Raw genomic sequence first — 12620 nt, 5'->3', positions numbered from 1 at the left:
TTTTATTGTATGGTCATCCTGAAACGTTTGGCCTGCTCTTTAATGATCTTCTCTACTTCGGTTTCAAGCGTAGCATCCGCCGCAGTTGCAGTAGTTGTTTTTTTGGCCGTAGCGATATAAGATTCCCTTTTCATGCTGAGATCGGCAATCTCTTTTTGAAGGCTCACCCGTTCCATATTTTTTTCTTTCACTATCTTTTGAATTTCAGGCCTTGATTTATTCTGCAATTCTGCAGGCAGGGTTTTGAGGTCCACTTTGGCATAAAAAGTACTGTCTTTATCGCTTGCATCCACAAGGTCCCAGCTTTCATTTTTATACAACGATTTTTTCCCTTTCACCCCTACCCTTTTAAGCGCAGCGCTTTTGCTTTGTGAATAATTCATTTTATCAACACTTTCCTGGGCCGCAAAATACCCGGCGCCGCCATTTCCATAAGCTATGTAAGTGCCATTGAGCCGGGTGTTGAGGGTAAACATGGCGCTGTCATAGGGAGTAGCGATATCTTCCTGGCGGGCATTCTGATTGATGTTGGTATAACTTCCTTTTCCGCATTCTCCCGAAAGGTTCCAATGCTCGCGGATGCCCTGCATACGGTCGCCACAATAGATGGTATTTACGATCACCCCCTTGCTGTTGGCTTTATCACAACTTTGTGTGTAATGTATTTTGCCTTGCAAAAAATCTTCATTGCCAGCAATAAAGATCACTTTGTAACTGGCAGCAGAAGTGTCCCAGGAGAGTTCATTCAGTGAAGTGCTGATCACCTGGCCGCAATATTCGCTGCCGCCATTGGTAGTCAGCGAAAAAAGTTTTTGTGACAAACCATCGAGGTCGGTGGTGAACCCGCTCAGCTGTTTTACATACCCGGCTTTCGGATCGTTGCTGTCGCGGCCATATTCGTACAACGCGATCTCTATCTGTGGCGTAACCCCGTCGCAACTGGCTTTGCCCATCACGCTCACCATGTTCCAAAGCTGGGCTTTGGCCTGATCGATAAGCCCATCCATACTTCCGCTGACATCAAGGAGGATGGCGGCCTGTATTTTCGGGATTGAATTGTTGAGGGGCTTTTGTTGCGGTACGGAAACCGGGTCGGGAGAAGTAGTTTTATTGTCCGGAACTTTGAGAGCGATCGCTGAAGCAATGATCAGCAGGGCTGAAACAGCCGCGAAAGGTTTTTGTATCAGTTTCATAAACAACAGGTTTTTGCCGTGGATGCAACTGATTCAAACAAAGCATAAAATAAAATGGGAATAATTTGGGTTTTAGAAATTCTTTAACAGAATGGAGAAGCAGGATCACAGATTTCAAATGGATGAAGGGGATTGCACAGATTATCTTTCACGGAGTGAAAGACATAAATACATTCTGTAATAACCCGGCTTCGCCTACACAATTCCCAATATTTATAAACTGCATTTATATTTTCTGCGAAGCAGAAAATAATCTGTGGAATCCCCTTCATCCATTTGAAATCTGTGATCATTCTCCTCGCATCATTTCTTCGTAAACCGCATCATTGCTATATCTCCCGCTATCAGGTTCAACGTGTTTCCATCGGTCACCGAAAATTTATTGATCTTTTTCAGCATTTCCAGATAGGTAGTTTCGCCAAGCATGCCATTCCCTGCACAGGCCATCCGCGTAACAGCAATCGGTTGTTTGAAATCGATCGAACTGTTTTGTGCCACCAACGGACCGGTATACGAATTACAACCAGTATTTCCACTGATCTTTTTATTGGCTACATCAATTATCAGCGTTGGTTTTTTATTGGGATACAACCCCTCGAAAGCGATGCGTGGTCCGGTGATATAAGTCAGTTCCCAGGTGCCTTCCAGCAGCGGAACGTCATTGGAGGTGGGGGTAGTGCCGGTAGTGCTTCCTTTGGTGGTATCACAGGATGCAAATGCAAAACAGGCAACAAGGAGGGATACAAAAATTGTTTTCATGATTTTTATTTTCAGGGATGAAAAAAGAAGGATCATTACACAATTGAAGGTAATCAAATTTTTTGCAGGAAACTGCCACAGCTACGTTCCTACACCAGCATATCACTGTATGAAACCGCAATATAATCCTGTGGCTGTATGTCAAAAAAAACGGCAAACCTTTCACATTGCTCTTTCAGTTTTTCCAGGCCGATGCTTCCGTCGGTATCGATGGCCTCCACTTCGATGAAAGTGCCCAATGTTGCCACGGTATCAAAATGAAATTTTATATTCTCAATGAAATAGATCTTGCGGTTCTTTTTCACTACGATCTTTATACCATTCGTAGTGGTGAGTATTTCCTTCAGGGTCGCGTCAGGCTGATGTTTGTACAAAAGTATGTGCGATTGTTTTCCTCCGGATCTATTTTCTCTTTCGTAATAGATCAGTGCATTTTCAATATTGCCTTCACGAAGTTTCAACCTTCCTTTTGGCACATTAAAATAAGTATCGCTTTGATGATCTTCGCCTTTGAAAAAAGGGGAAAGTTGCTTCAGTTTATTTTCCTGCTCCGCAAGAAACTCTGTGCGGGCTTTGAATTCGTAATTTAGATAAGCCATGTATTGCCTGGATTTTGTGGATGCTGCTATCCGCAAATGATTAAATATTATCAAATATTAGGCTAATAATCAATGAAATGGCGCTTATTTGCGCAAAAAATGTTTGATTATTGAAAAAACTGCTTAATATTGCAATGGAATCAGTTGCGAAGTTATCCTAATTTTAATTGCTGCAGCTTCAGCGCATCTTCCATCAGAACAATTTCAACTACTATTTTTCAGACAACAAGCCTGGCATTTTTTGAAAAACGCATTTTCTAAATAATTTATGTACGATATATCACAACTGAACGACTTACTCGTTCCTGAGTTGCTTGACATTGCAGAAGAACTCAAAATTCCCAATCCCAAAAAATTGAATAAAACTGATCTGGTACAAAAGATCATGGATAAACAAGTTGTTATGACAGCAGAAAATAAATCGCCGGAAGGTGAAAAACCGAAACGCAAACGTATCGCTAAAGCTCCGTCAGCCGAAACAGAAGATATACATGAGGCCGCAGAGGTAAAACAGGCAGAGGCTCATAAAAAAGATGCGTCGCCGGTAAGAGCTAAAAAAGAAACGATTGAAAAAAAGGTTCCGGTAAAAAAAACCAGGCAGGAAGAATTTCAGCAGCAGGAAGAGGACGATGAAGAAGATCTCCAGCCTATCACCAGCGAACAAAGCAGCATACCTGCGGCAATTGCGCAGATGCTTCAGCAGGAAGATATACAGCAACCCGAGGTACAGATGGAAGAAGAACCTGCACAACATTCCGGCAACCAGGGCCGAAGCAACCAGCAGCAACGCCGGGAGCCGCCTGTGTTCAACATCGAATTCGACGGAATTGTACTCGGCGAAGGTGTTTTGGAAATGATGCCCGATGGGTATGGTTTCCTCCGCAGCAGCGATTACAACTATCTTTCATCTCCCGATGATGTATACGTTTCCCCATCACAGATAAAATTATTCGGACTTAAAACCGGCGATACCGTTTACGGGTCTGTTCGCCCTCCGAAAGAAGGAGAAAAATATTTCGCCCTTTTAAAAGTGAATACCATCAATGGTAAATCTCCGGAAGAAGTTCGCGACCGCGTTCCTTTCGATTACCTGACGCCATTGTTCCCATACGAAAAATTAAATCTTACCACAAGGTCTGATAACTACAGCACAAGGATCATGGATCTGTTTACACCGATCGGTAAAGGCCAGCGTGGATTGATCGTGGCACAACCGAAAACTGGTAAGACGATGTTGCTGAAAGAACTGGCAAATGCCATCGCGGAAAATCACCCGGAATGTTACCTGATGATCGTACTCGTGGATGAAAGGCCGGAAGAGGTGACCGATATGGAACGTAGCGTAAAGGCGGAAGTTATTGCCAGCACATTTGATGAACCTGCAGAAAAGCACGTGAAGGTTTCTACCATCGCTTTGCAAAAAGCAAAACGCCTGGTAGAATGCGGACATGATGTGGTGATATTGCTGGATAGCATTACCCGTCTGGCAAGGGCACATAATACAGTTGCTCCATCAAGTGGTAAAGTTTTATCCGGCGGTGTGGAAGCCAACGCGATGCAGAAACCAAAACAATTCTTCGGGGCGGCGCGTAAGATCGAGCATGGTGGCTCACTTACGATCATCGCTACAGCGCTGGTAGATACAGGAAGTAAAATGGATGAAGTTATCTTTGAAGAATTCAAGGGTACCGGTAACATGGAGCTTCAGCTGGAACGAAAATTATCGAACCGCCGTATTTATCCGGCAATCGATATCATCGGCTCTTCTACAAGGCGCGACGATCTGTTGCTCGACAAAGATACCTTCCAGCGTATGTGGATATTGCGCAAGCACATGGCCGACATGAACCCGGAAGAAGCGATCAACACATTGCTGAAAAACATGAAAGGAACAAAAGACAATGCAGAGTTCCTGACAAGCATGAACGGATAGGAAAATGTGCAGGGATGCATATCCAACGATATAATAAAAGCTGCTTAGTAATAAGCGGCTTTTTTATTGGCTTTTTCAAAACAATTTTAAACGGATACAAACGTTTACAAACGGATATATCTTTGTGTAATTAAGTGTATGTGTGGCTAAACCAGATTCTTATGCGATACCAATATCTTCTTATCTTTTTCTTTTTTCTTCCTGCAAAAATGTTTGCGCAATCAGCCGATACCGATATCACCGGTTTGTGGAAAGGAACTTTGTATAATGACAGCACGCATCAATTCTACAAATATGAAATCGGTATCAGCGAAGAGAAAGGCAAGCTGACCGGGTTTTCACACACCTGGTTTTTGCTGGATGATAAACAATACTACGGACTAAAAAAGGTGAAAGTAAAACGTAAGGATGGAAAGGTCATCATTGAAGATGATGGGTTGATCGCCAACAATTACCCCGTAGCGCCGGCAAAAGGAATCCGTCAACTGAATGTATTGGTGCTGGATACACGCGATAGCATCATGACTTTATCAGGCCCGTTTACTACCAACCGTACAAAAGAGTATGCGCCACTTACAGGCACCATAGATCTGCAACGAAAAAATGATTACTGGCAATCGGCGCTGATACCACATTTGCAGGAACTCAACCTGGTCAATACACTTTCGTTCATGAACGACGACAAGCTGATGGCGCAAAATAATATCATCATTGCGGCCAGGCAACCAATAACTGTTGTTGCAAAAAACACCATCATAGAAAATAAAACGCAAACTCCTGATGTAAAAAGCATTTCCCCGCCGGAAGTAAAAGAAGATATGATTGCGAAAAACAAAGAGGTAAGAACGGAGGCCGGGAATAACCTCGCATTGCCAAAAGAACCGGAGAGAAAAGAAGCTGTAAATGATCCAATAGTGAAAACGGCCACTACTAAAAATTCTCAGGATAAAAATGAAATAACTAAGAACGAAGTGGTGAAACAAATGCCCGTAAAAACCGCAATCGCAAAAAATGAAGACCCAAAGAACCAGGATCCGAAAAGCACGGTAAATGATATTGCCCGACTTAATACCAATAAAAGCGATACGGTTTATTCCATTGCATCTGTAAGCAACAAACCGGTAGCAACAGCTCCGGTCAACCCAGGTGTAACACAATCAAACAACGAGAATACAATTGATCCGGCAAGCGCGGGTATCGTAAAAAACGCGACTGTTCAGCAAGTGAAAAAAGAAGAAAAGACAGTTGAAAAAATAGCCAATATTACACCTCTCATTGCCAGGTCGGCCGCCGCAGATGTGGAAAGGCGGACAACGTTGCTGCAACAGACAGTTTCTTTCCATTCGGATAGCCTGCAGATATCTTTGTACGATAATGGAGAAGTGGATGGCGATACGGTGAGTGTATTGATGAATGGAAATATCATCATGGCGAAAGAAAGGCTGAGCACGAATGCGGTTCGAAAAACGATTTATATACCCCGGGAAACCGATTCGATACAACTGGTGATGTATGCCGAAAACCTGGGGTTGATACCGCCCAACACCGGGCTGCTCGTAGTGAAAGATGGCAAAGACCTGTACGAGATCCGCTTCAGTGGTGATCTTCAAAAGAATGCAGCGATCTTGTTGCGGAGAAAGAAAAAAGATCAGTAAAATATTTCCGCTACCATACAGCGTACACTTCCACCTCCGGCTTTTTCAATATGTGAAACATCGGGAATGATGAAAGAACAGAATTTTTGAAGTGACAGGATTTGTTCCATCGTGAGAGAGTTTTGTGCGGTGCTGCTCATCAGCAGATAGAGCCTGCCTTGCGGATCGCGGAGCTGTAACATGTTTCCTGCAAAAAACCTCATTTGTTCAAAACTGATATCAATGATCTCGTGTCCGGAAGCAGATAACATTTCAAGGATGAACTGACGCTCGATCGAATCGGCAATGGCCGCGGAACAGATTACAGCGAACTTGCTGCCAATGCAAAGCATCACATTGGTGTGGTAGATATCTCTCCCGTTTTCATCAGCCGCTTCAAAAGCCACAGGCACGTACCCCTGCTCCCTGGCAAATTTTTCAAATAATTCCTGGTCGGTCCTGCCAGATAAACAGGCGTAGATGGTCCTGTTTTCATGGTCGAAGACCATGCTGCCGGTACCTTCGAGGAAGCGTTGCTCCCGCTCATACACACTCAGGTCTTTGATGATGTTCGTATTCGCCAACGATTTGATCTGCTTGATAAGCTCCAGTCGTTTTTCCAATCGCCTGTTGGGCGCAAACAAAGGAAACACGGTAATTTGACCATTTCTGCAGCTGAACCAGTTGTTGGGAAAAATTGCATCAGGTTTGGGAGGTTCGGCACTATCCTGCAACACGATTACTTCTATCTGATTTTCACGAAGCAAAGAAACCATGGCATCAAACTCCTGCAAAGCATCGGATTGCAAACGGGCATTATTTTTTTCAGCATGATCCTGGAAAAAATTATTGGCAGCAGTTTGCTCATTGAAACCGAAAGCAGCAGGACGAACCATTGCCACGCAGGAAGCTGATTGCATAAATTAATTAGTATTGGGAGGTTCAAATATGGCGTCGATCTTTTTAGCCAGCAAATGATCCTTTTTGGTGACCATATCGCCGGCATCGTGGGTGTTCAGCCATATTTCCACTACATTATAAACATTTTTCCAGGTTGGATGATGGTTCATTTTTTCGGCAGCCATCCCAACTCTCGTCATGAAAGCAAATGCAGAGGAAAAGTCTTCAAATTGAAATTTACGGTAGAGCTTGTTTTTTTGTTCTTTCCACATGGCAATTAATAATTTATAATTAATAATGAATAATTCTTTCGAAAGTCACGATATACACATTGCTACTCTCTAATAATAGTTACAAAAAGCATGCGGGTATAGTATGTTCGAAAAGAATTTCTAAATTTCCCTGCAATAAATTATTAATTATTCACTATTAATTATTAATTAAAAGATAAGGTGCTGCTTATTCCTGATCTTCTCATTTGTCATTTCCGTCACCAGTTGCACAGGCGGTAATAAGCGGATCGATTGCTGAAGCCCTTTCATTTCCTCATCTTCCACCCGTTCTCCTTTGGCAAGCCATAAAAAATCGAGGTGCTTGAATTCCGGCAAGAGGTATTCTCCATCATATTGATTATTGTATAAATAATGCACAAGGCAGCAGCCGGGCACTTCATACTCGTAAATGGAAAAAAAATAATTGCGCTCTTTTTTCTTCAACTGAATTTCAAGACTGTTGTTGATCCTGAATTTAAAACCGAGTATCTGGTTCACATGCCAGCTGAAAGCGTAATCTTTAATAGGCGCAACGATGCCCATGAGGCGGGTGTCTTCAAAGAATTCTTCCGCAAGGGTTTCGTTATCTATTTTGAGTTTCATTTCTTATTGCACGAATTCTTGTAGGAACGTGCCTGCGGCGCGTTCGAACGCGCCGCAGGCACGTTCCTACAAAATTAAAATTAAAACGTAATCTGCAAACTGATCTCTTCTTTTCCTCTTTTTAACTTTACCGTAGTAGTATCGCCCTTATTGAATTTATTGAGCGCACCCATGTAAGATTGCACATCATTGAACGGATGATCGCCGAGCTGTATCAATATATCACCGGTTTTGATGCCCGCTTTTTGTGCAGGCCTGTTTTCCGAAACGCCGTCTACAAGCACGCCATCACCGCCGAATGTGTAATCGGGCATGATGCCAAGGCTCACCTTGAAAGTATTTTTACCCATGGAAGCTTCCCGTGTTTTAGAGAACGCCAGTTTATCTTTTCCGGCGGTAGCCGTAATAACGTTTTTGATATAATTGATGATCGCTATTTCGCCCGGGATATTGATCTTCTCCGCATCATCCGACGGCTTGTGATAATCGCTGTGCGTGCCGGTGAAAAAGAATAATACCGGGATATCTTTTTTATAAAAAGAAGTGTGGTCGCTTGGGCCGCTGCCGGCGCTGTCGATCTTTATTTTAAAATACGGGTCTTCCGTTTTGATGAGTTCGCCCCAAAGCGGCGATGTGCCATAACCGCCAATGGTAAGCCCGCGGGTGCTGTCGTTCAGCCTGCCCACCATATCCATGTTCACCATGTAATTCACATTTTTCAAATCTACAGGAGAATGATCAGCGAAATATTTAGAACCATACAACCCAAGTTCTTCGCCGGAAAAAGCTACGAGCAGATAATTGAATTGTTTGGGAGCCGAAGTTTTCGTCCATTTGCCCAGTTCTATCAAAGCCGCGGTACCACTGGCATTGTCGTCGGCACCGTTGTGGATCATTTTGGTTGAACCGATATATAAGGAATTATGATCTTCCCCATAACCCAGGTGATCGTAGTGAGCACCCAGCACAATGGTAGTAGCTGCATTGTTGTTTACAAATCCTGCAACATTATGCCCCTCCCTCACCTTCGGGCCGGTTACGATATTGTAAGAAAGATTAACCAGATCCCTTTCCGCAGCCAGGTATTTTTTTAACCCTTCCGCGGTGAGATAGATCAGCGGAATGCCAACCTGTGGCGTCTTATCTTTATCGTCGTATCCGATCTCTTCTTTTTTTGCTTCACTGTTGGAAAGGAAAATGATATCCACTCCACTCTTTTCTTTTTCTTTTATTTCTGTAAGCAAACTTTCTTTCAGGTCAAAATGCGGATTATCCTTATTCTGATCGATCAAGGCATTTATTTCAAGCAGGTAAATATTTTTCTTGCCACTTTTTGCGAAGTTTCCCGAACCGGTGGCGGAGTATGGCAGGGGGTAATAATCTTCATTCAGTACAAGGCTCTTATCGCCGATCTTGAAAAATGTTCCCTCCTTCAATTCCTTTCCTTCTTTCACTTCAAAAGGCTGAATGTAAGTTCCGTTGTCGCCTACAGGAGCAAGGCCGCTTTTTTTGAATTGCTTCGCAATGAATTCATAGGCAAGTTTTTCACCGGCAGTGCCGGTACGCCGGCCCTCGAGTTTGTCATCTGCCAGGTAACCGACAGAGCTCTTCAGGCTTTTCGCCGTTTTTTCGTCTTCTTTGGTGAGTTTTTGTGCGTTTGCTAATTGGGTACCCAACAATGTTATAAACAGCAAATATTTCTTCATGATATCCGTATTGTATGTGATTTTTCTGAAATGCAAAGGTAACCAACCTGTACTGTTTTTTCCGTAATATATAAGTCATCTTTCTTGAATTCGTAAGCTACATCCGCCGGTTAATGCTATTTTTGCAGATACTTAAAAAACGTTGTATTGAGCCCGGGTAAAAAAATAAACATAGCATTGGTGGGAAATCCCAACAGCGGAAAATCTTCGCTGTTCAATGTGCTGACAGGGCTCAACCAGAAAGTAGGAAATTTCCCCGGGGTAACGGTTGACAAAAAAACCGGCGTGGCCGCCATCAATGAAGAGATCACTGCTAATATCATTGATTTGCCGGGCACTTACAGCCTTTATCCAAAACGTGCTGATGAATGGGTGGCTTACAAAGTTTTACTCAACCAGGATGATACCATCAAGCCAGATATGGTGCTACTGGTAGCCGACGCCAGCAACCTGAAACGCAATCTTCTCTTCTGTTCACAGATCATCGACCTGAAAATACCGATCGTAGTGGCTTTGACGATGATGGACCTGGCCAAACAGAAAGGGACGCAGATAGATATTCCCAACCTGGAGCGGGAACTGGGCGTGCCGATCGTGGCGATCAACCCGAGAAAAAACAAAGGCATCGCTCCGCTGAAAAAAATATTGGAGATCACCATACAGAATTTACCGCAGCATCCTGCCCGCGATTTCATTGATGCTTCTCCGGCAAATACGGAGGCGGTGGCAGCGGTAAAAAAAATGTTTCCTGCCATCAGCGGCTATGCTGCGGTGCATTACCTCATCAACCACGAACATTTTTCTTTTACAGAGAATGAGCAGGCCGCTATCGAACAGGCGGAGATCGATAATAAATTTAATCCCACCAAAACGCAGGCGGAAGAGATACTGCAACGGTATACGCGTATCAAACATGTGATGCAGCAATCGATCGTTGAAAGCGATCCGCTGCAAAAATCGTTGTTTACTGAAAGGCTCGACAACATCCTGTTGCATCGCCGCTGGGGCTACCTGATATTATTGGGTGTGTTGTTCCTGATGTTCCAGAGTGTGTTCTGGCTGGCGCAATACCCCATGAATTTCATCGAATGGAGCTTCGCGGAAATTTCCCACTGGCTGTCGGGGGTAATGCCGGAAAGCTGGTTCAGCGACCTTTTCATCAACGGACTGGTGGCAGGTATCGGCGGCATCGTCATATTTGTACCTCAGATCATGATACTTTTCGGGTTGATCACTTTGCTGGAAGACACGGGTTACATGGCACGCATCAGCTTTCTAACGGATAAGCTTATGCGCAAAGTGGGGTTGAATGGTAAAAGCGTGATGCCGATGATCAGCGGTTTTGCCTGTGCCGTTCCGGCTATCATGAGCACAAGGAATATTGAAAATAAAAAGGAGCGGTTGCTCACTATCATGATCACCCCGCTGATGAGCTGTAGCGCAAGGCTTCCGGTGTATACTATACTTATCGCATTGGTGATCCCGTCGAAACTGGTATGGGGTTTCCTCAGCCTGCAGGGTTTGGTGATGATGGCATTGTATCTTTTAGGAACCGTGCTGGCATTGATAGTGGCCTGGGTGATGAAATGGTTCATCAAAAGTACCGAACGTAGTTTCTTCATACTGGAATTGCCGATATACCGCAGCCCCCGCTGGAAAAATGCACTTTACACCATGGTGGAAAAAGCCCGCATCTTCGTATTCCAGGCAGGGAAAGTGATCATGGTGATCAGTCTTTTATTATGGGCGCTCAGCACTTACGGTCCTGCGAAAAAAATGGCCGCCGTTACGGCGAAATATGACGCCCTGGAAGTGCAAAACCCGGCAGCGAAAGATGAACTGCAAAAGGAAAGAAAAACTGCTTTGTTACAAAATTCTTTTGCCGGAACTGTGGGCAGCGCCATCGAACCAGTCATCCAGCCTTTGGGTTACGACTGGAAGATCGGGATCGCCCTGGTGACTTCTTTTGCGGCCCGCGAAGTATTTGTAGGTACCATGGCCACCCTGTATAGTGTAGGCGATGACGCCGATGAAAACAGCCCCACCCTCCGCGAAAAAATGCACGCGGCGGTAAGAGAAGACGGAACAAAAGTTTACACGCTCGCCACAGGATTATCACTCATGGTATTTTATGTGATCGCCATGCAATGCATGAGCACACTGGCAATAGTAAAAAGAGAAACCCGCAGCTGGAAATGGCCGGTGCTGCAGTTTGTATATATGACGTTGCTGGCGTATGGGCTGAGCTGGGTGGTGTATGAGATATTTAAGTAGGCAATAGTGAATAGTCAATAGTCAAATCTTTGCGGTTTATATATCTCCAGAAATATTTATTGTTAGAAAGGCAAATAAAAAAGCAACTTTTTAAAGTTGCTTTTTTTATAAAATTGTAAGTAGTTGCCTTTGAATTAAGAACTCACGAAGGGTTGGCTATTGACTATTCACTATTGACATCCTCACCAGTCGACCGTATAACTGATATTGCTCTTCACCTGCGGATATATCTTCCTGTACAATTCGCTGAGGATATCTTCGCGGCGCGGCGTGTTGTAATTATTATTGTTGATCAACGCCCAGTCGTCGGAGCTAAGTGCCCGGCTGTCGCCGGTATAGCTGGCACGTTCTTCCTGCCAGCGATAATCTTCACGATAGTTTTTGTAACTGATATTCTTTCGGGTACGCACGTCCGTTATGGTCATTTCCATATTCGCGTTGGCGGTAAAACTTGAGCGCTGCACATTCAGCGTAGCATATACTGTTTTATAGATCGGCTTACCAGAAGTATCTGTACCGTTGCGTACCTCCGCACTCCTGCTGCGGGAATAAGTATTGCTGACAGGATACGGGATATTCAGGTCACGCAGTCGAAGATCCACCGCCCAATCCGGCTGAACATTTTCACGGCGGGCTTCCCAATCCGTGTAAAACCTTGCGGCATATCTTCCATTGCCATTGCTGTTCTGCAATTCCCTTACGAGAGTCTGCTGAAAATATTCGTTGCTGTAATTATAACCTGAACTT

At 44.0% G+C, this 12620-nt stretch carries 11 protein-coding genes; 3 read left to right on the top strand and 8 right to left on the bottom strand.

Going from position 1 to position 12620, the window contains the following annotated elements; translation table 11 throughout:
• Nucleotides 1–2 precede the first annotated feature (2 nt).
• From EGI32_RS00945 to EGI32_RS00935, 3 genes are all read right to left on the bottom strand, one after another.
• On the bottom strand, nt 3–1193 hold the full coding sequence (locus EGI32_RS00945) for a hypothetical protein (RefSeq protein WP_255153476.1): 1191 nt from the start codon (nt 1191–1193) through the stop codon (nt 3–5).
• Nucleotides 1194–1496: 303 nt separating this feature from the next.
• The gene (locus EGI32_RS00940) at nt 1497–1952 is read right to left on the bottom strand and encodes an META domain-containing protein (protein ID WP_255153475.1); all 456 of its coding nucleotides are present in this window, start codon (nt 1950–1952) and stop codon (nt 1497–1499) included.
• 89 nt (nt 1953–2041) lie between these two features.
• Nucleotides 2042–2551 carry a class IV adenylate cyclase gene (locus tag EGI32_RS00935; RefSeq protein WP_255153474.1) on the bottom strand — a complete coding sequence of 170 codons (510 nt, stop codon included), beginning with the start codon at nt 2549–2551 and terminating at the stop codon, nt 2042–2044.
• A 268-nt stretch (nt 2552–2819) separates the two neighbouring features.
• Here EGI32_RS00935 and rho point away from each other — a divergent pair, with 268 nt between their 5' ends.
• Both rho and EGI32_RS00925 read left to right on the top strand, forming a co-directional pair.
• Nucleotides 2820–4484 (top strand): transcription termination factor Rho, encoded by a 1665-nt coding sequence (gene rho, locus EGI32_RS00930; RefSeq protein ID WP_255153473.1) that lies wholly within the window; start codon nt 2820–2822, stop codon nt 4482–4484.
• 161 nt (nt 4485–4645) lie between these two features.
• Complete coding sequence (locus EGI32_RS00925) at nt 4646–6139, top strand: hypothetical protein (RefSeq protein WP_255153472.1); 1494 nt, start codon at nt 4646–4648, stop codon at nt 6137–6139.
• Here the strand turns inward: EGI32_RS00925 and ctlX are convergent.
• The 4 genes from ctlX to EGI32_RS00905 form a co-directional block, all read right to left on the bottom strand.
• Nucleotides 6133–7038: a citrulline utilization hydrolase CtlX gene (gene ctlX, locus EGI32_RS00920; protein ID WP_255153471.1), complete on the bottom strand. Its 906-nt coding sequence runs from the start codon at nt 7036–7038 to the stop codon at nt 6133–6135. The genes EGI32_RS00925 and ctlX overlap by 7 nt on opposite strands.
• Nucleotides 7039–7041: 3 nt before the next feature.
• Nucleotides 7042–7290: a 4a-hydroxytetrahydrobiopterin dehydratase gene (locus EGI32_RS00915; RefSeq protein ID WP_255153470.1), complete on the bottom strand. Its 249-nt coding sequence runs from the start codon at nt 7288–7290 to the stop codon at nt 7042–7044.
• Between the two features lie 168 nt (nt 7291–7458).
• Nucleotides 7459–7893: an IPExxxVDY family protein gene (locus EGI32_RS00910; RefSeq protein ID WP_255153469.1), complete on the bottom strand. Its 435-nt coding sequence runs from the start codon at nt 7891–7893 to the stop codon at nt 7459–7461.
• Between the two features lie 80 nt (nt 7894–7973).
• The gene (locus EGI32_RS00905; protein WP_255153468.1) at nt 7974–9599 is read right to left on the bottom strand and encodes a M28 family peptidase; all 1626 of its coding nucleotides are present in this window, start codon (nt 9597–9599) and stop codon (nt 7974–7976) included.
• Between the two features lie 147 nt (nt 9600–9746).
• Here EGI32_RS00905 and feoB point away from each other — a divergent pair, with 147 nt between their 5' ends.
• On the top strand, nt 9747–11873 hold the full coding sequence (gene feoB / locus EGI32_RS00900) for a ferrous iron transport protein B (RefSeq protein ID WP_255153467.1): 2127 nt from the start codon (nt 9747–9749) through the stop codon (nt 11871–11873).
• 182 nt (nt 11874–12055) lie between these two features.
• On the opposite strand, the gene EGI32_RS00895 is transcribed toward feoB, so the two are convergent.
• Nucleotides 12056–12620: hypothetical protein (locus tag EGI32_RS00895; protein ID WP_255153466.1), on the bottom strand; the 565-nt coding region annotated here is incomplete at its 5' end.

Source organism: Ferruginibacter sp. HRS2-29 (genome assembly GCF_024343615.1).
Taxonomy (GTDB): Bacteria; Bacteroidota; Bacteroidia; order Chitinophagales; family Chitinophagaceae; genus Ferruginibacter.
The sequence above is the reverse complement of the archived record's forward strand: the minus strand, read 5'-3'. Positions and strand labels throughout refer to the sequence as shown.